Origin of the sequence: Nocardia fusca NBRC 14340 (assembly GCF_001618425.1) — a bacterium.
GTDB lineage: Bacteria > Actinomycetota > Actinomycetes > Mycobacteriales > Mycobacteriaceae > Nocardia > Nocardia fusca.
Genome location: NZ_BDCU01000030.1, coordinates 102222 through 120584, shown reverse-complemented (window position 1 = coordinate 120584; position 18363 = coordinate 102222). Strand labels below are relative to the sequence as shown.

The window sequence follows — 18363 nt, the reverse complement described above, 5'->3', positions numbered from 1 at the left end:
GCTGTCGAGCGCCGGGGCGTGCGGTTCGTCGGCACCCGTCAATAGTCGAGGACGTGCTCCGGTTGGCAGACGAGCATGGGTGAGGGCAGATAGCGGACGATGGCGTCCAGGAGTGCGGCGTTATCGCCGCCGTGCCGCGCCGCGTCGCACAGCACCGGGACGGCCTCACCGATGCGCGTGACGGAGCGGATCCGGTCGTGCAACTGTTCGGGCGCGATCTTTCGCGGTGCCCGACCGCCGTCCGGAACCTCGTCGTCCTTATCCGTCACCACTGCCACCAGGTCGCGGTACCACTGCTCGGCCAGTTGCCAACGGCTGCCGTAGAATTCGGCGGCCATCGGTTCGAGCGCCCACATCGGGACCAGATCGATGACACCGTCGAACCCGGCTCCGGCGCCGAGCGGGAGATGCAGCGTCAGCGGCCGTGCGCCCCGCGTCTCGGCGATCGCGCGGACGCAACGGTCGAAGTCGGCGGCGGGATGATCGAGTCCGGTCACCAGGCACAGCCGCGCCACCTGATGGTCGTCGGCCACCCGCAGGATCGTCTCGAATCGCGAGGCGCGCGCCGTCGCGGCGTTCAGGACCACGACCGCGCCGTCGGCCACCCGGATGGTTCGTTCCAGATCGGCTAGGGGCGCGTGGCTCGACAGCTCGGCGACGCGGATCGTGTGTTCGCCGCGGCCGGGCACCCGATGGACCACGGTGGCGGCGGGGGTCCCCGCGTGATCGCGGAGCAGGCGCCGGACCACCCGCGTCGTCTCGGCGGGCTCTCCGACGATCGTGACGTTGCGGATCGACTGCGGGTCGACGGCTCTGGTACCCATCGTGGTTCACGGTACCGCTGCCGATACCTCGGCGGAGGCGATTTCCGCCCAGAAAATGGAACGTGTTCTTGTTCAAAAATAGAACGTGTTCCTATAGTGTCGGATTGTGCAGAAGGAACAACGCCCGGCGGTACCGGACTGGTTCACCGCGGACGACGGCACGCCACGTCTGGTGGGAAGTCGCTGCGATGTGTGCGGCACACCGTATTTCCCCCGGAACACACTGGCCTGCCGCAACCCGCAGTGCGCGAGTCCGAAGGACGGCTCGGAGCTATCCGAATACCTCTTCTCCACGCGGGGCCGGATCTGGTCCTACGCGGATGCCCGGTACAAGCCGCCGCCGCCGTATGTCTCATCCGATCCCTTCGAGCCCTACGTCGTCGCGGCGGTGGAGCTCGAGGTCGAGCAGATGGTGGTACTCGGGCAGGTCGTGCGCGGCCTCACGGTGGACGACCTGGCCGTCGGAATGCCGGTAGAGCTCACCCTCGGGGTGCTGTACACGGACGAGGAAGCCGATCACACGGTATGGATGTGGAGGCCGGTCGATGACCGACAGGAATGATCGCGATATCGCCGTCCTCGGTGCCGGTATGCACCAGTGGGGTAAATGGGGGCGCAATTTCGTCGAATACGGGCTGGTCGCGGCCCGCGCGGCACTGGCGGACGCCGGTGTCGACCACCGCGACGTCGGCTACATCGCCGGCGCGGATACGATCCGCAACGGCTATCCCGGTTTCGTGTCCGGGGCGACGTTCGCCCAGGCGCTGGGCTGGTCGGGCGCGCGGATCTCGAGCAGCTACGCCGCCTGTGCCTCCGGTGCGCAGGCCATCGCCAACGCCCGCGCCCAGATCCTGGCCGGGCTGACCGATGTGGCGCTGGTGGTCGGTGCGGATGCCGCCCCCAAGGGCTTCTTCCAGCCGGTCGGCGGGGAACGCCGTGACGATCCGGACTGGTTGCGTTTCCACCTGCTCGGCGCCACCAACCCGATCTATTTCGCGCTCTACGCCCGCCGCCGGATGGCGCTGCACGGCGCCACGCTCGACGACTTCGCCGCGGTGAAGGTGAAGAACGCCAAGCACGGCTTGAACAATCCGTACGCCCGTTATCGCAAAGAGGTCTCGGCCGAGGAGGTCGCGGCCTCGGCCATCGTCTCCGACCCGCTGCGCCTGCTCGACATCTGCGCGACCAGTGACGGCGGCGCGGCATTGGTCCTGACTTCGGTGGAGTACGCCCGTCGTCACGGAATCAGCGATCCGGTGCGTATCCGGGCATTGTCGACGGTGACGCCCACGTTCCCGAAAACCGTCCTCGACCTGCCGGATTTCGCGACGGACTCGGCTGTGGCCGTCGAACCCTCGCCGCACACGTTCCGGTCCGCCCTCGCGCAGGCCGCGTACGAGGAAGCCGGCCTCGGACCCGCCGACCTGTCCTTCGCGGAGGTCTATGACCTCTCGACCGCGCTGGAGCTGGACTGGTACGAGGAGATCGGGCTCTGCGAACCGGGCGGCGCCGAGGAATTGCTGCGCAGCGGCGCCACGACACTGGGTGGACGCGTGCCGGTGAACCCGAGTGGCGGGCTGGCCTGCTTCGGTGAGGCGATCCCCGCACAGGCGATCGCCCAGGTCTGCGAGCTCACCTGGCAGCTGCGCGGACAAGCCGACGACCGTCAGGTCGAGAACGCCCGTGCGGGTATCGCGGTGAATCAGGGTCTTTTCGGCCACGGCTCGGCGATCATCGCCTCCCGCTGAACCTCGGTTCGCCCGGTCCGGCGGTCACAGCCCGGGGAGTCGAGCAGGGCACGTGCGCGAGCAGGCGCCTCGAAACACCGGCACCCATGTGACCGCTCGACGGGAGCTCGCCGGTGCGCGCGGGCGCGGCGGGCACCCCGGTCCGGATCAGCGCGATTGCGGCGCGGCGGTGTGCACCGCGATGAGGCGGGCCGCGCGGATGGCGTCCCACAGCGGCCGCAGCAGGGTCTCGTGCGCGGTGGCGGCGCTGGCCGAGGTCGGCGCGGAAGCCGGCTCGCGCTGGGCCACGGTCAGGATCGCCGCCACGTGGTCGGCCGAATCCAGGATCCGCTTGGCGCGCAACGGGACGCATTCGGGATAGGTGTGCCGTGAATAGTCGGCGAGTTCGGCCTCGATGAGTTCGCGCGGGTCGGCGTCACCGGCACCGAGGCCGGTGGTGTGCAGGCGCATCAGCGCGTCCGCCGCATCCCGGACGGCTTCGCGCATCGCGTATTCGGCCTCGCCGAGCGACATATCGGGTCCCGCGGCGCGCGGCATCGACACGCTGTAGACGGTCCACTGCAGGGTGTTCTCGTCCACCGGGTAGGGGATGAGCCCGGTGCCCTCGGCACCCGGGACCCCCAGCAGGAGGCCCTCTCCGGATTCCACGGCGTCGGCGGCGAAGGCGGTCCCGGTCGGCAGGCCGCGGACATCGCCGGGCACCGGCAGCACCAGCCGCAGTTCCGCCCCGGGGACGGCCAGCTCCTCGCGAATCAGCTTGAGCAGCGGCATGACTCCGGTGCCGTTGGGGCTCCCGTGCGCGGACCACGGCAGGTCGGTGCGCCCGCCGGTGACCGGGTCCCCGGCCGCGAGCGTATGCCGCGGCGCCCAGGCGTGCAGCGCCTCGAGCACGTCGTCGGGCGCGCTGCGACCCGCGAGCCACGATCCGGCCCACAGTGTGAGGGTGGCACTGGGAGAGCACATAATCATCGAGCATAAAGGGTGTCGGCAACAGGCGGGCAGCCTCTGCGCAGGCTGTTTCCGGGGGTTAGAATAGTTCACCCGGTTCGGTCACGAAGTCGATCAGCCGTTCCACCGCGCCCAGCAGCGGAGCCTCCAGATCGCGGAACGAATTCACCGCCGAATACACCCGGCGCCAGCTCTCCTGCGGTGTGCCCCAGCCGAGCCGCCGGCACACTCCGGTTTTCCAGTCCTCGCCGCGCGGCACCCGCGGCCATTCCGGGATGCCCAGCACCGCCGGTTTCACCGCCTGCCAGACGTCCACGTACGGGTGCCCGGTGACCAGCACGTGCTCGCCGAGCCCGGTGGTGAGCCGGGTCTCCTTGGATCCGGTGACCAGATGGTCGACCAGTACGCCGACTCGTCTCCCCGGACCGGGTCCGAAATCGGTGAGCCGGGCGCCGAGATTGTCCAGTCCCTCCAGATGTTCGACCACCACACCCTCGACCCGCAGGTCGTGTCCCCAGACCCGTTCCACCAGCGCCGCGTCGTGCACGCCCTCGACCCAGATCCGGCTGGATGCGGCGACTTTCGCCCGCAACCCCTCGACTCGGGTGGAGCCCGACGCCGAGCGGACGGGCCGGGCCGGCGCGGGCGCCTTCGGCCGGACCAGCGTCACCGGTTCCCCGTCGATCAGGAACGCGGCTTCCCGTAGCGCGAACAGGCGTACCGCGCCGCGGGCGTCCTCCAGCTTCACGAAGTCGCCGTCGTAGCTGCGGTCGAATCCGACCACCGCGCCGCAGAACCCGCTGGCCGCGTCCTCGACCACCAGGTCGGGGTCGGCGGCGACCCGCGGGACGGCGCGCCGGGCGGTGCGCGGGTGGCCGGAGAAGATGTCACCGTATCGATCGCTCACCGGCCCGAACGTAGCGCACTCGCCGCCGCCGTGGCGGTCGCCGGTCGGGGGGTGTCGCCGGTCCGGCCCCGGGACAGCGCGTATCGCACTAAGGTGGGCGGTGTGGCCGCACTTGTCTGGTTGGTCGCCGGCATATTGCTGGCGGCCGCGGAGATGTTCGTCGGCGAACTGACTCTGCTGATGCTCGGTTCCGCCGCACTGCTCACCGCGGGCGTGAGTTTCCTCGGCGACACCGCGCCGGTGGTCGACGCGGTGGTGTTCGCCGTGTCGGCGGTGGTGCTGTTGCTGGGGGTCCGGCCGATTCTGTTGCGGCGCTTCGGCACTCCGCCCCCGACGCTGACCAATGCCGACGCCCTGCCGGGTAAGACCGCGCTGGTGCTGGAACCGGTGGGTGAGTACGCCGGTCTGGTGAAACTGGGCGGCGAGGTGTGGACCGCGCGTTCTCTGGACCCGGGGGAGCAGTACCCGGAGGGCGCGACCGTGTACGTGATGAAGATCGACGGCGCGACCGCCGTTGTCTGGAAAGGGCCGTAATGGCTGCACTGATAATCGTCCTGGCGCTGGTATTGCTGGTGGCGGTGGTCGTGTTCAAATCCATCGCGCTGGTGCCCCAGGCCGAGGCGGCGGTGATCGAACGGCTCGGCCGGTACTCCCGGACGGTCTCCGGGCAGTTGACCTTCCTGATCCCGTTCGTCGACCGGATCCGCGCCAAGGTCGATCTGCGCGAACGGGTGGTGTCCTTCCCACCGCAACCGGTGATCACTCAGGACAATCTGACCCTGCAGATCGACTCGGTGGTGTATTTCCAGGTCACGCAGCCGCAGGCCGCGGTCTACGAGATCTCCAACTACATCGCCGCCGTCGAACAGCTCACCGTCACCACCCTGCGCAATGTGGTTGGCGGGATGACGCTGGAGGAGACGCTGACCTCCCGCGACCAGATCAACAACCAGCTGCGCGGAGTGCTGGACGAAGCCACCGGACGCTGGGGCCTGCGGGTGGCGCGGGTCGAGCTCAAATCCATCGACCCGCCGCCGTCGATCCAGGAATCGATGGAGAAGCAGATGAAGGCGGACCGGGAGAAGCGGGCCATGATCCTCACCGCCGAGGGCACCCGGGAATCGCAGATCAAGACCGCAGAGGGTGCCAAACAGGCACAGATCCTGTCGGCCGAGGGCGCGAAGCAGTCGGCGATCCTGTCGGCCGAGGGTGAGCGGCAGAGCCGGATCCTGCGCGCCCAGGGCGAACGGGCCGCCTCGTATCTGCAGGCCCAGGGTCAGGCCAAGGCCATCGAGAAGGTCTTCGCGGCGATCAAGTCCGGTAAACCGACACCCGAACTGCTGGCGTACCAGTACATGCAGACCCTGCCCATGGTGGCGCGCGGTGACGCGAACAAGGTCTGGCTTGTTCCCAGCGATTTCGGCAAGGCGCTGGAAGGTTTCGCGAAGAACTTCGCGACGCAGGGTGAGGACGGAGTGTTCCGGTACGAACCGCCCGCCGACGCGGAGGTCCCCGGAAAACCCGAGGACGATTCCGACGAGGTGGCCGATTGGTTCGATACCAGCACCGATCCGGCGGTGGAGCGGGCGGTCCGCGCCGCGGAATCGGTCGCGCGGACCCCGGTCGATACCGCCGCACCGGTGACGACCACAAAACCGGGTCAGCCCGCCGTCCCGGCGGCCCTGCCGCCGCAGCAGCCCGCACAGCAACCCGGGATCGCGCCGCAGCAACCCGGCGTGCCGCCGCAGCAGCAGCCCGACCGGTAGCCGCGGCGCCGGGGCCGATCACTCGGTGACCATCCCGTAGGTTCGCCGAACAGCACGCGCCGGACCGGCAGCTGGGTCATAATCGGAACCCACTGCCGGACAAGCGCATCGGGGGATCGTGAGAACACGTCGTGCCGTGCTCCGGACGGCCGCGCTCGCGCCGCTGCTGGTGGCCTGTTCACCGGATGTGCTGCTCGGCGACCGTGCGGTGGTGCGGATCGCGGTCGCCTGGAGTGGGCTGGAATTGACGGCCTTCCGGTCGGTGCTCGACGCCGCCGCCTTACCGGCACCGGTCGAGGTGGTGCCGCTGGGCGACGAGATCGGCACCGCGCTCACCGCGCGCGGCCGGTCGGCCCCGGATATCGTCATGCTGCCCCAGGCCGGGCAGCTCCGGGATCTGGTCACCGCCGGACGGCTGCGGGAGGCGCCGGCGGAGCTGTGGTCCGGCCCGGACGGGCCGCGTTACGCCGAACAGTGGCGGCAGTTGTGCCACCACGAGGACCGGCTCTACGGGGTGCCGTTCAAGGCGAGCGGTAAATCGCTGATCTGGTACGACCGGGACGCCTTCGCGGCGTCCGGGCTGGGCGATCCGGCCGGTTGGACGGTCGACGACTGGCTCGCGGGGGTGCGCGAAACCGCCGGCACGTCCCGGCGACTGCTCGCTCTGGGTGCCGCCGACGGCTGGGTGCTCACCGATCTCTTCGAGAACCTGCTGCTGGCCGAATCGCCGGCGGTATATCGCGAGCTGGGTACCGGGGTGCGGACCTGGGACGCGGCGGCCGTGCACAAAACCTTCATCCGGCTGGGCGGGCTGTGGGGCATCCGGGACGGGTTACCGGGCGGGGTGGGCACCGCGCTGACCGAACAGTTCGCCGACGCGGTGCGCGATGTTTTCGAACACCGCCGGGCGCTGGCGGTGGCGGCGCCGGATTTCGCCGAGCCGGTGGTGCGGGACGCGCTGCGCCGGTCGGGCCGGACCGGAGAAGCGGCCACGGTCGTGCCGTTTCCGAGCGTGCGCCCGGGCGAGGAGAATCCGCGGATCGTGGGCGGGGATGTGATGGTGCTGACCCGGTCGGCGGATCCCCGTGCGGACGCGGTGGTGGCCGCGCTGGCGGCCGCGCAGGCGCCGGTGCCGTGGATCGAACAGGTCGGCGGATTCCTCGGGCCCAACCTGCACACCCGGGCACGATATTCGCGCTGGTCGGCGCCCATCGCGGCGGCACTGGCCGACTGGCCGGATTTCGATCTGTCCGACCGTATCGGCGTGGTCGGCGGTCGCGACGGTTTGTGGCGGGTGCTCACCGAATTCCTGATCACCGTCGGTGATACCGGCGGTGATGTCGGTGCCGCCGCCCAGACCGCCGTCGCGACCCTGGGGCGTTTCGAAAGAGGTTGGCGATGACCGCGGCACCGCGATTCGAAGCACACGGCCTGCGGCTGGAACTGCCCCTGGGGCCGATGCACGGGCCGTTGGAACCCGGGCGGCCGCCGCAACGCGGTATCACCCTGGTCGCGTGCCTGCCCGCCGTACTGCTCCTGGCGCTGCTGCTGGTGCCGGCCGCCGGAACCGCCGTGCTGGCCGTGCGCACCCGGCTGTGGCCGGTGGTGGGTTGCGTGGTGGCGGCCCTCGCGTTCGTGGCCGCCGTGGAGGTGGCCCGCCGCGGTGTGAATCGGCGTCTGTGGGCGATCCCGGCGCTGGTGGGAGCGGTGTCCGCCGCCGTGCTGTATTGGTCGGACGAATCGTACGCGCGCAGTCTGTACTGGATGGCGTTCGCGGCCGCGCTGCTGGTCACGGCGATGTTGCTGGCCTGGTGGAGCCGGCGTAGCCGGGGGCTGTGGCTGCCGCTCATCGTGCCGTTCGGTATCTCGGCGATCGTGTCCGGGGTCGCGTTCCGCCTGATCTTCCAATACACCGGCGCACGGCTGGGTTTCGACGGGTTCCCGGGATACCGCGCCTGGTTCGTGGTGATGCTGGGCTCGGCTTTTCTGTGGACCTGGCTCGGGTTCCTGATCGGAGTGTTCCGGGCGGGTATCCGGGCTCTGGAGCGCGACCCCGTGCGATGGACCCGGCTGCAGGAGAAGACCGGGCTCGCGCTGGTATGGCGGCTGTTCACCCTGCAGCGGCCGATAGTCCTGGTGGCCGGACTCGTGGTGGGGGTCGCCGCGGCGCGCGTGTTCGATGTGGTGCTCATCGGCGTACCGGGCTCGGTCCAGTACCAGGTGGACAGTGCCACGGTGTCGTGGTGGCGACTGGCCACCGATCCCGCCACCGCGGGCGAGGCCGCCGCCTACGCCCTGCCCCTCGCCGCGTTGCTCGGGGTGGCGGCCTGGGCGCTGCAGACCGATCTCCGGGACCGTCGCGCCGGTTTCCCGCCCGCCGCCCATCCCACCGGCGAGATACCCGCCGCGCCCGGCGACGGTACTGTCGCCGACCGGGTCCGGGGCGTGGTGATCGGCGCGGTATCGGTGGCCGCGGTGGTACCGCTGGTAATACTCGCGGTGGTGGCCTTACGTGGGCCGGACGGCTGGTCGGTGGCCGCGTTCACCGATGTCTGGCGGGACCGGTGGCTGCTGCATTCGGTCGAGGCGACCTTCTGGGTGGCGCTGCTCGCGACGATCATCGTGGTGGCGGCCGCCGCGCCGCTGGCCTACCGTCTCGCGGTGGCTCCCGCCGGGTGGGTGACCCGCACTATCGTCAGCGGACTCGTGGTGCTGGCAGTGCTGCCGGTCCAGGCGTATCTGGGTCCGCTGGACATCTTCATCGACGACCACGGCCTCTCCGGGACCCGGGTGCCGCTCGTGCTCGTGCACGCCGCGGCCGGGCTGCCGATCGCGGTGCTGATCCTGCGCGGCGCGGTCGCGGCACCGCCCGGTAGCCCGGCGGCGGACGCGTTACGCGGGCTGGCGGCCCCGGGCACGATCAGCCGCCGGCTGCTCGATTCGGCGGGCCCGGCGCTGGGCGCGGTGGCCGTCCTCGAATTCGTTCAGGTCTGGAACGATTTCATCGTCGGTCTGCTGATCAGCGGCGCCGGGGCCTCACCCTGGTCGCTGCTGCTGTGGGGGGAGGCGCGGCAGTTCGGTGAGAACGCCGCCCAGCTGGCCGCCGGTTCGCTGATCGCGGCACTGCTGCCGGTGGCGCTGGTGCTGGCGACCTGGCGGCGCTGGATCGTGCCCGGACTGACCGGCGGGGTGTTGCGATGAGAGAACCGCTACCGCGGACCTCGGTCGTGTCGGGGGTATTGAGCGGTCTGTCGGTGCTTGCCTCGGCCCTGCTGCTGGAACTGGGCCGCAACCTGGTCATGAACTCGTTCGGCGAGAGCGCCGAGGTGCAGCTGGTGGCTTCCGGGCTGCGCTGGCTGGCGGTGCTCTTGGTCGTCCTGGCCCTGTTCTACACCGGTTTCCGGCTGACCGACGAACGGCGGGACCGGCGCCGGTTGCGGCGCCGCCGCGATCTACTCGGGGACCTGGACGGGCCGCCACTCACCGGTCTGCCGGCCCCGCATCCACCGCCGTCGTCCTCCGTGCTCGCCGACGCCGACGACGGCGGCGACAGCGCCGGTGCGGACAACGACGCCGGCAACGATCTCGGTGACCATCCGGTCGCGGCCGCTCTGCACGCCCTGCCGGTGACCGAGTACGACGCCGCCACCGTGCAGGCGATCCTGACGGCGGTCGGAATGGAACTGGCGCTCGTCCCGGGTACCGGGAGCCCCTCGGCCGGGGAGCAGCCGATCGCGCTGGGGGAACGATGGACCGCGACCGGTCTGCTGGAACAGCTGATCTCGGATCGGGTGCTGGTCTGCCACGCACCCCAGCGATACCGGCTCGGCCGGGAGCCACAGGTACCGGACCGCAGCGCCGTGATCGCCGGGCCGATCTGGCAGGCGGCCCTTTTCGCACTGCTGCGCCACAGCGCCGACCGGGCCACCAGCTGGGCCATCGGGGCCACCACGGTGCCGTTCGGGCCGCGGGCCCGCCGCTGGTTCGCCGTGGAGGAGCCGCGCCTGCGCGCGCTGGTGCACCAGTGCTGCCGCGGTGATTTCGCCGCCGCGATCCCACCGGCCACCGCCGCCCAGCTGGTGCGTATCGGCGACGCGCTCGCCACCTGGTATGCCGTCGGCCCAGCCGACAACAGCGAAATGCGCTTGGTAGCAGCGGATCTGGAGGCGCTGGGCCCGGGCGTGCTGGGTGGTCACCACCGGGCGATCCAGTTGCGGGCGGGGACGGCCGCGGGGCCGCCACCGCGGCGGTGGCGTCCGTGGTGGCGACGGGCCACCGGGATCGGTGCCCGTGCCGAACACGCCGCCGGTCTGGCGCTGCTCCAAACGGCCGAAACCCCCGAGGCGCTGGCCGCCGCCGCGGACCGGTTACGGGCGGCCTGGTGGCGGCTGCCGCGTGAAGATCTGGCGAACCAGGTGCGGGTGCTGACCGACCTCGCCGTCGCGCATATCCATCAGGGCCGCCTCGACGCCGCCCAGGATCGGCTGGAGCTGGCGGCGATACGCGCCCGCGCCGACGAGAACGCCGACGGCTGGGCCCGGGTGCACGAGATCGCGGGCGCGGTCGCCTGGGCGCGCGGTGAACCGCGCGGCGCCCTGCGCTGCTGGCAGCGCGCCCTGACCGTCTACCGGGAGCTGGCCGACGACAACGGTATCGGGCGGTGTCTGCAACACCTCGGCGCCGCGGTGCTGGTCGCGCCCGAACACGGCGATCTGGTCCTGGACGGCGCGCCGGCGCACGACGTCGCCGAGGTCCGCCGCTGCGCGCACAGCTGGCTGGCCGAGGCCGGCCGGCATAATCCCGACGCGGCCCATGTCGGCTACTACACCGACCACGCCGCGACGCTCCGTGGCACGGCCGAACCGCCGGATTTCGAGCACTGGCCGCTGGAGGTGCGGGAGGAGGCGAGTTCCACGCCGATCCTGTAGCGCGTCGGACAGCCCCCAACGATCATGACGCGGTGTCGTGTTCCCGGGCCGGTAGGTCGCGGGCGGTGACCGGATCCGTCACCACCGGTTTCCACCGTTGATCGATCACCAGGCCCAGCAGTCCGGCGGCGATACAGGCGATCGAGACCGCCACCATCACCGGATGGGTGCCCCCGGTCAGCGCGTCGGCCAGGATGACGGTGGCGGCGGTGCCGGGCAGGATCCCGATGACCGTCGCGCCCAGGTACGGCCAGAAACGGATCGAGGACAGAGCGCAGCAATAGTTGACCACCGAGAACGGTGCGAAGGCGATCAACCGGAGCGCGCCCACGGCGAGCCAGCCCCGCCGGTGCAGGCGCTCGTCCACGATCCGTACGGTGGGATGGTCCAGGTACACGCCCACCCGGTCGCGTCCGTAGGCGCGGGCCAGGAGGAATGCGGCGGCGGCACTGAGCACGGTGGCGCCCACCGCCACCGCGAGCCCGACCGCGGGCCCGAACAGCAGGCCCGAGGCCACCGTGAACACAGTGCGCGGGACGGGGGCGATGGTGATCAGGGTGTGCGCCACGAAGAACAGCACCGGGAAATAGGGACCGGCTTCCCCGGCCCACTGCTGGATCTGCCCGGGGCTCGGCAGGGGGGTCAGCAGTGCCGCCGCGCAGATGAGGGCGGCGCAGCACAGCAGCAGGACCAGCCGCCGGTCGCGGAGCATTCGGGACACCGGCCGAGGTTACCGGTCGGCCGCCGGATACTCGCCGACCGGTGTGGAGCCGATCGGCCGGGGCCGGCTCGGCCGTCGGAGGACGGCCGAGATCGGAACGCGGTCACCGCGCCGGGCGCCTCTCCCGAGGGCCGCGGCCCGGGGCCGCGGTCGATAGGCGCTACGCGGTTCGCGTGCGGCGAGGTTACTCGCCGGTACTGGTGGCCACGGACGATGCCGTACGGGCATCCCGCTAGCATCGGAGGAGCGGGCTGAATGCTCGTTAACCAAAGTATTCGCTGAGCTGGGCGGATGCCAAGGTACCCGCGCACGCCACTGGTGCGCTTGTACTGGAACGACAATGAGGGAACAGGGTATGCCGATTGCTGCAGAGCCCGCGGCCGGAGCTGATCCGTCCTCGTCCGCGGTGCCCGAATATCCCGCCTGGCGCAAGGGTGTGGCGGGAGTGCTGGCCAAAACCCGCAAGGTCGACGCGGCCGAACTCGGTGCGGAACCCGAAAAGCTACTGAACCAGTCCACCTACGACGGGCTGAGTATCGCGCCGCTGTACACGCGCCGAGACGAACTGCCCGAGCAGCCGCTGCCCGGCGCCTATCCGTTCGTCCGCGGCGGCGACGCCACCCGCGATGTCCACCGCGGCTGGTTCGTCAGTGCCCGGATCGGCGCCGCCGATGCCGCGTCCGCCAACCGGGAGATCACCGGCGGGCTGGAGAACGGCTTGAGCGCCGTGGAACTCGGAGTCGGTGCGCACGGTCTGCCGGTGGCCGATATCGCCGCCGCGCTCGACGGTCTGCTCTTCGAGCTGGCGCCGCTGGCCCTGCGTGCCGGGACCGAGACCGCGGCGGCGGCCGCGGCGGTCTACGAGGTGCTCGACCGGTATTCGGCGCCCGATCGCGCCGCCATCCGGGTCTCTCTCGGTGCGGCACCCCTCACCAGCGCGTTCGCCGGCATCGAGGATATCGGCCTCGCCGAGACCGCGGCCCTGGCCGTCGCCGCCGGACAGCGGTCCGAAACCATCCGGGCGATCACCGTGGACGGCACCGTCTTCCACGATGCCGGCGCCTCCGACGCCCAGGAACTGGGTGCGGCCGTCGCCGCCGGACTCGAATACCTGCGCGTGCTGTCCGGGGAGATGCCGGTCCCCGAAGCGCTGCGTCGGCTGGAGTTCCGGTTCGCCGCCACCGACGACCAGTTCGCCACCATCGCCAAGTTCCGGGCCGCGCGGCGCCTGTGGGCGCGGGTCGCCCACGCGCTGGGCGCGCCGTCGGAGGGCGCGGCCCCGCAGCACGCGGTGACCTCGGCGGCCATGATGAGCCGGCGCGACCCTTGGGTGAACCTGCTACGTACCACCCTCGCCGCCTTCGGTGCCGGGGTGGGCGGCGCCGATACCGTCACCGTGCTGCCGTTCGATTCCGCGCTGCCTCCCGGTGAGCTCGGGGTCTCGGCATCGTTCTCCGAACGGATGGCCCGCAACACCCAGCTGCTGCTGCTCGAGGAGTCCCATCTCGGACACGTCCAGGACCCCGGGGCGGGTTCCTGGTACGTCGAGAGCCACACCGACGAACTCGCCACCGCCGCCTGGGCGTTCATGCAGGAGCTCGAAGCCGCCGGGGGCTACCGGGCCGCGCTGGAGGCGGGTCTGCCGGCCACCCGGATCGCCGAGACGAACACCCGCCGGGAAAGCGATATCGCCCATCGCCGCACCGCCGTGACCGGGGTGAACGAATTCCCCAACCTCGCCGAGGCGCCGTTGTCGGAAGCCGCCCGCACCGCCGGTCCCGGCCGGCGCTACGGCGCCGCCTTCGACGCGCTACGGGATCGCTCGGATGCCTACCTCGCGGCGCACGGTAGCCGTCCGCGGGCGCTGCTGGTGCCGTTGGGCACGGTGGCCGAGCACAATGTGCGGGTCACCTTCATCGCCAATCTGCTGGCGTCCGGCGGGATCGAATCCATCAACCCGGGGCCGCTCGCCGAGAGCGATATCGCCGCGGCGGCACGGGAATCCGGAGCCTCGATCGCGGTCGTCTGCGGTACCGACGCGCGCTACGGCACCGACGCGGCCGGTGCGGTGGACCAACTGCGCGACGCCGGAGTCGGGACCGTGCTGCTGGCCGGTCCGGAGAAGGTCCTGACCGGTATCGAGGAGGCCCGGCGTCCGGACGGGTTCCTGGCGGCCCGGATCGACGCGGTCGCCGCCCTGACCGCCCTGCTGGAGAAGGTGGGAGCCTGATGACGACACAGCGAATCGAGCAGGAGGTCGGCAGTTTCGCCGACGTACCGCTCACCGAGCCGGGTTTCACGCCCGACAAGGCCGACCGGAGCGCGCGTGACTCCTTCGTGCAGGAGGCGGCCGCGGCGAACAACTACGCTCCCGAGCAGCTGGTGTGGTCGACTCCGGAGGGGATCGATGTCCCGCCGGTGTTCACCAAGGCCGATCGTGATGCCGTCGCCGAAGCCGGTTTCCCGCTCGACAGCGTGCCCGGTGTCGCACCCTTCGTGCGCGGGCCGTACCCGACGATGTACGTGAACCAGCCGTGGACGATCCGCCAGTACGCGGGTTTCTCCACGGCCGCGGATTCCAACGCCTTCTACCGCCGTAATCTGCAGGCCGGACAGAAGGGCCTGTCGGTGGCGTTCGACCTGGCCACCCACCGTGGCTACGATTCCGACCATCCCCGGGTGCAGGGTGATGTCGGAATGGCCGGGGTGGCCATCGACTCCATCCTGGACATGCGCCAGCTGTTCGACCAGATCCCGCTCGATCAGGTCAGCGTGTCGATGACCATGAACGGCGCGGTGCTGCCGATCCTGGCGCTGTACGTGGTCGCCGCCGAAGAGCAGGGCGTGGCGCCCGAACAGCTGGCCGGAACCATTCAGAACGACATTCTGAAAGAGTTCATGGTCCGCAACACCTACATCTATCCGCCGAAGCCCTCGATGCGGATCATCTCCGATATCTTCGCCTACACCAGCGCGAAGATGCCGAAGTTCAACTCCATCTCGATTTCCGGCTACCACATCCAGGAAGCCGGGGCGACCGCCGATCTCGAACTCGCCTACACCCTCGCCGACGGCGTGGAATATCTGCGGGCCGGGATCGACGCCGGGATGGAGATCGACAAGTTCGCGCCGCGGCTGTCGTTCTTCTGGGCCATCGGGATGAACTTCTTCATGGAGGTCGCCAAACTCCGGGCGGGCCGGTTGCTGTGGAGCGAACTGGTCGCGAAGTTCGATCCGAAGAACCCGAAATCGCTGTCGCTGCGGACCCATTCGCAGACCTCGGGCTGGTCGCTGACCGCGCAGGACGCCTACAACAATGTGGCCCGCACCTGCATCGAGGCGATGGCCGCGACCCAGGGGCACACCCAGTCGCTGCACACCAACGCGCTCGACGAGGCGCTCGCGCTGCCGACCGATTTCTCGGCCCGGATCGCGCGCAACACCCAGCTGCTGATCCAGCAGGAGTCCAACACCACGCGGCCGATCGACCCGTGGGGCGGTTCCTACTACGTCGAATGGCTGACCCATCAGCTCGCCGAACGGGCCCGCGCGCATATCGCCGAGGTCGAAGCGCACGGCGGAATGGCTCAGGCCATCGGCGAGGGCATCCCGAAGCTGCGCATCGAGGAAGCCGCGGCCCGGACCCAGGCGCGGATCGATACCGGCCAGCAGCCGGTGATCGGCGTCAACAAATACCAGGTCGCCGAGGATCATGAGGTCGAGGTCCTCAAGGTCGAGAACTCCCGGGTGCGCGCCGAGCAGATCGAGAAGCTGCGGCAGTTGCGGGCCGACCGTGATCAGGACGCGGTGGACCGGGCGCTGGGTGAGCTCAGCCGGGCCGCCGCCTCGTCCGAGGGCGGGATGGAGAACAACCTGCTGGCCCTGGCCATCGACGCCGCGCGCGCGAAGGCCACGGTCGGCGAGATCTCCGACGCGCTGGAGAAGGTCTACGGCCGGCATCAGGCCGAGATCCGTACCCTGTCCGGTGTGTATCGCGACGAAGCCGGCAAGGTCACCAACATCACGGCCGCCGGGGATCTGGTGGACGAGTTCGCCGAAGCCGAAGGGCGGCGTCCGCGCATCCTGGTCGCGAAGATGGGCCAGGACGGGCACGACCGCGGCCAGAAGGTGATCGCCACGGCCTTCGCCGATCTCGGGTTCGACGTCGACGTGGGCCCGCTGTTCCAGACCCCCGAAGAGGTGGCCCGCCAGGCGGCGGACAACGACGTGCACGTCGTCGGTGTGTCCTCGCTGGCCGCCGGTCACCTCACGCTGGTGCCCGCCCTGCGGCAGGCACTGGCCGATGTCGGCCGGCCCGACATCATGGTCATCGTCGGCGGGGTCATCCCGCCCGGTGACTTCGACGAGCTGTACGAGGCGGGTGCGGCGGCGATCTTCCCGCCGGGCACCGTGATCGCCGACGCGGCGATCGATCTGCTGCGCAAGCTCGGTGCCGCGCTCGGGCACGAACTCGGTTCCGGCGACAGTGGATCCGGGGTCGAAAGCCAGGGATGAGCACACGTGTCGTCGACGTGGAAGCGCTCGCGCAGGCGGTCCGCTCCGGTGAGCGGGCCGCCCTCGCGCGGGCGATCACCCTGGTGGAGTCCACCCGGGCCGACCATCGGGATCAGGCGCAGCAGCTGCTGCTCCGATTGACTCCGGAAACCGGTGCGGCACTGTCGAACCGGGTGGGGATCACCGGGGTGCCCGGGGTGGGGAAGTCGACCTTCATCGACTCCCTCGGTATGCAGCTGATCGGGCAGGGGCACCGGGTCGCCGTGCTGGCGGTGGACCCGTCGTCCACACGGACCGGCGGTTCGATCCTCGGTGACAAGACCCGGATGGCGCGGCTGTCGATGGAGGAGAACGCCTTCATCCGCCCGTCCCCGACAGCGGGCACGCTCGGCGGGGTGGCGAAGGCGACCCGCGAGACGATCGTGCTGCTCGAGGCGGCCGGGTACGACGTCATCCTGGTCGAGACCGTCGGGGTGGGGCAGTCCGAGGTGACCGTGGCGAACATGGTCGATGTCTTCTGCTTCCTCACCCTGGCGCGTACCGGTGACCAGTTGCAGGGCATCAAGAAGGGTGTCCTGGAACTGGCCGATCTGGTCGCGGTGAACAAGGCCGACGGTAAGCACGAGATCGAGGCGAAATCGGCGGCCCGGGAACTGTCCGGGGCGCTGCGGCTGATCCATCCGCACGATGCGCTGTGGCGGCCGCCGGCGCTGACCATGAGCGGTCTGGAAGGGGTCGGCCTGGAGAAGTTCTGGCAGACCGTGCTGGAACACCGCCGGGTGCTCACCGACGCGGGTGAGTTCGCCGAGAAGCGCCGCCGTCAGCAGGTCGACTGGACCTGGACCATGGTGCACGACCAGTTGCTCCGCCGGCTGGCCGACAACCCGAAGGTGAAGGCGCTGCGCGGCGAAGTGGAGCGCGAGGTCCGGGACGGGACCCTGACCGCGGCGCTGGCCGCGCAGAAACTGCTGGACGCCTTCGACAGCTGAAAAGTTTCCGGTCCCACTGGGCCGGGCCGGTACGCCGGATGATCCGGCCGTGCCGGTGGGAGCCGGGACGGAACGACCGGCCCGACACCGGACCGCATCGACGCCGGGGCTGCCGAGATCCCCGTCAGGGTAGGCCGAACCGGTCGGCGGCATTGCGGTAGCAGACCCGGCGCAACCAGTCGTCGCCCAGCTCGAGTCGTTCCAGGGCCTGGACGGCGTGCCGGTACGGGTACGGGATATTCGGGAAATCGCTACCGAACATGATCCGGTGGCCGTGGTCGAGCAAACGGTGCCGGTCGGCCACCGGGAACGGGACATCGGCCTCGGCGAAATCGGTGAACGCCATCGTGGTGTCCAGCGAAACACCGGAATACCGGTCGGCGAGGTCGAGGAAATCGCGGTATTCGGGCATACCCATATGCGCCACGATCAGGGGCAGGCGCGGAAACCGCCGCAGCACCTCGGCGACCGGCTCGGGCCCGGTGAACGCGCCGGGCGCCGGGCCGGAACCGCAGTGGATGACGGTGGGTACGCCGGCGTCCTCGAGGAGGCCCCAGACCGGGTCGAGCAGGGGGTCACGGGGGTCGTAGGCGCCGACCTGGATATGCGACTTGAACACCCGCGCACCCTGGTCCACCGCCGCAGCCACGTATCCCGCCGCACTCGGCTCGGGGTAGAACGTGGCGGTGTGCAGGCATTCCGGCACCTCGGCGGCGAATTCCGCGGTCCACTCGTTCAGCCATGCCGCCATCTCCGGTCGATGCGGGTACACCAGTGCGGTGAACGCGCGGATCCCGAAGCGGCGCAGCGTCTCCAGCCGGACCGGTTCGTCGGCGCGATAGGTGATCGGCCAGGGGCGCCCGGTGAGCGGCCCGGCATCGTCGAAATACGCCCAGACCTTGCGCAGCACCCGGTGCGGCATGAAATGGGTGTGCACATCGATCATTCCCGGCAGACCCAGCCGCTGCCGGAACTCCGCCAGATACGCCTCGTCGGCCGGAATCTCGTGTGCTCCGG

General features: G+C 70.3%; 15 protein-coding genes. 10 read left to right on the top strand and 5 right to left on the bottom strand.

What is annotated here, in order from left to right; translation table 11 throughout:
• Positions 1-38: 38 nt before the first annotated feature.
• The gene (locus tag NF4_RS19490; protein WP_063128788.1) at positions 39-824 is read right to left on the bottom strand and encodes a GTP-binding protein; all 786 of its coding nucleotides are present in this window, start codon (positions 822-824) and stop codon (positions 39-41) included.
• 106 nt (positions 825-930) lie between these two features.
• Between NF4_RS19490 and NF4_RS19485 the strand changes: the two genes are divergently transcribed.
• A complete protein-coding gene (locus NF4_RS19485; protein ID WP_063128787.1) occupies positions 931-1386 on the top strand; it encodes a Zn-ribbon domain-containing OB-fold protein in 456 nt (151 codons plus the stop codon).
• On the top strand, positions 1370-2572 hold the full coding sequence (locus NF4_RS19480) for a lipid-transfer protein (protein WP_063128786.1): 1203 nt from the start codon (positions 1370-1372) through the stop codon (positions 2570-2572). The genes NF4_RS19485 and NF4_RS19480 overlap by 17 nt, the downstream gene beginning before the upstream one ends.
• A 147-nt stretch (positions 2573-2719) precedes the next feature.
• On the opposite strand, the gene NF4_RS19475 is transcribed toward NF4_RS19480, so the two are convergent.
• Positions 2720-3535 (bottom strand): Rv1486c family protein, encoded by an 816-nt coding sequence (locus NF4_RS19475; RefSeq protein WP_063128785.1) that lies wholly within the window; start codon positions 3533-3535, stop codon positions 2720-2722.
• 64 nt (positions 3536-3599) lie between these two features.
• Positions 3600-4427 carry a DUF3097 domain-containing protein gene (locus NF4_RS19470; RefSeq protein ID WP_063128784.1) on the bottom strand — a complete coding sequence of 276 codons (828 nt, stop codon included), beginning with the start codon at positions 4425-4427 and terminating at the stop codon, positions 3600-3602.
• A 102-nt stretch (positions 4428-4529) separates the two neighbouring features.
• Here NF4_RS19470 and NF4_RS19465 point away from each other — a divergent pair, with 102 nt between their 5' ends.
• The 5 genes from NF4_RS19465 (at position 4530) to NF4_RS19445 (ending at position 11121) form a co-directional block, all read left to right on the top strand.
• Complete coding sequence (locus NF4_RS19465) at positions 4530-4961, top strand: NfeD family protein (RefSeq protein ID WP_063128943.1); 432 nt, start codon at positions 4530-4532, stop codon at positions 4959-4961.
• On the top strand, positions 4961-6193 hold the full coding sequence (locus tag NF4_RS19460) for an SPFH domain-containing protein (protein WP_063128783.1): 1233 nt from the start codon (positions 4961-4963) through the stop codon (positions 6191-6193). Before NF4_RS19465 ends, NF4_RS19460 begins: the two co-directional genes overlap by 1 nt.
• Before the next feature lie 118 nt (positions 6194-6311).
• Entirely contained in the window at positions 6312-7595 is a 1284-nt protein-coding gene (locus NF4_RS19455) for an ABC transporter substrate-binding protein (RefSeq protein ID WP_063814642.1), read from the top strand.
• Complete coding sequence (locus NF4_RS19450) at positions 7592-9394, top strand: ABC transporter permease family protein (RefSeq protein ID WP_063128781.1); 1803 nt, start codon at positions 7592-7594, stop codon at positions 9392-9394. The genes NF4_RS19455 and NF4_RS19450 overlap by 4 nt, the downstream gene beginning before the upstream one ends.
• The gene (locus NF4_RS19445; RefSeq protein ID WP_063128780.1) at positions 9391-11121 is read left to right on the top strand and encodes a tetratricopeptide repeat protein; all 1731 of its coding nucleotides are present in this window, start codon (positions 9391-9393) and stop codon (positions 11119-11121) included. Before NF4_RS19450 ends, NF4_RS19445 begins: the two co-directional genes overlap by 4 nt.
• Before the next feature lie 22 nt (positions 11122-11143).
• Here NF4_RS19445 and NF4_RS19440 read toward each other — a convergent pair whose 3' ends face one another.
• On the bottom strand, positions 11144-11833 hold the full coding sequence (locus tag NF4_RS19440; RefSeq protein ID WP_369690941.1) for a TVP38/TMEM64 family protein: 690 nt from the start codon (positions 11831-11833) through the stop codon (positions 11144-11146).
• A 364-nt stretch (positions 11834-12197) separates the two neighbouring features.
• Here NF4_RS19440 and NF4_RS19435 point away from each other — a divergent pair, with 364 nt between their 5' ends.
• Genes NF4_RS19435 through meaB form a run of 3 tightly spaced genes read left to right on the top strand, consistent with a single transcriptional unit; the run spans position 12198 to position 17346 of the window.
• Positions 12198-14072 (top strand): methylmalonyl-CoA mutase family protein, encoded by a 1875-nt coding sequence (locus NF4_RS19435; RefSeq protein WP_084533256.1) that lies wholly within the window; start codon positions 12198-12200, stop codon positions 14070-14072.
• Positions 14072-16357: a methylmalonyl-CoA mutase gene (gene scpA / locus NF4_RS19430; RefSeq protein ID WP_063128778.1), complete on the top strand. Its 2286-nt coding sequence runs from the start codon at positions 14072-14074 to the stop codon at positions 16355-16357. Before NF4_RS19435 ends, scpA begins: the two co-directional genes overlap by 1 nt.
• Entirely contained in the window at positions 16354-17346 is a 993-nt protein-coding gene (gene meaB / locus NF4_RS19425; RefSeq protein WP_063128777.1) for a methylmalonyl Co-A mutase-associated GTPase MeaB, read from the top strand. The genes scpA and meaB overlap by 4 nt, the downstream gene beginning before the upstream one ends.
• A gap of 124 nt (positions 17347-17470) precedes the next feature.
• On the opposite strand, the gene NF4_RS19420 is transcribed toward meaB, so the two are convergent.
• Positions 17471-18292, bottom strand: coding sequence for an amidohydrolase family protein (locus NF4_RS19420; RefSeq protein WP_084533279.1), 822 nt, complete (start codon positions 18290-18292; stop codon positions 17471-17473).
• Positions 18293-18363 lie beyond the last annotated feature (71 nt).

Bases quoted from the DNA above. Each gene is read 5' to 3' on its own strand.
- NF4_RS19420 (WP_084533279.1), bottom strand. From the start codon at position 18,292: ATGATCGATGTGCACACCCATTTCATGCCGCACCGGGTGCTGCGCAAG.
- scpA (WP_063128778.1), top strand. From the start codon at position 14,072: ATGACGACACAGCGAATCGAGCAGGAGGTCGGCAGTTTCGCCGACGTA.
- NF4_RS19480 (WP_063128786.1), top strand. From the start codon at position 1,370: ATGACCGACAGGAATGATCGCGATATCGCCGTCCTCGGTGCCGGTATG.
- NF4_RS19440 (WP_369690941.1), bottom strand. From the start codon at position 11,833: ATGCTCCGCGACCGGCGGCTGGTCCTGCTGCTGTGCTGCGCCGCCCTC.
- NF4_RS19475 (WP_063128785.1), bottom strand. From the start codon at position 3,535: ATGTGCTCTCCCAGTGCCACCCTCACACTGTGGGCCGGATCGTGGCTC.
- NF4_RS19445 (WP_063128780.1), top strand. From the start codon at position 9,391: ATGAGAGAACCGCTACCGCGGACCTCGGTCGTGTCGGGGGTATTGAGC.
- meaB (WP_063128777.1), top strand. From the start codon at position 16,354: ATGAGCACACGTGTCGTCGACGTGGAAGCGCTCGCGCAGGCGGTCCGC.
- NF4_RS19490 (WP_063128788.1), bottom strand. From the start codon at position 824: ATGGGTACCAGAGCCGTCGACCCGCAGTCGATCCGCAACGTCACGATC.
- NF4_RS19435 (WP_084533256.1), top strand. From the start codon at position 12,198: ATGCCGATTGCTGCAGAGCCCGCGGCCGGAGCTGATCCGTCCTCGTCC.
- NF4_RS19460 (WP_063128783.1), top strand. From the start codon at position 4,961: ATGGCTGCACTGATAATCGTCCTGGCGCTGGTATTGCTGGTGGCGGTG.
- NF4_RS19450 (WP_063128781.1), top strand. From the start codon at position 7,592: ATGACCGCGGCACCGCGATTCGAAGCACACGGCCTGCGGCTGGAACTG.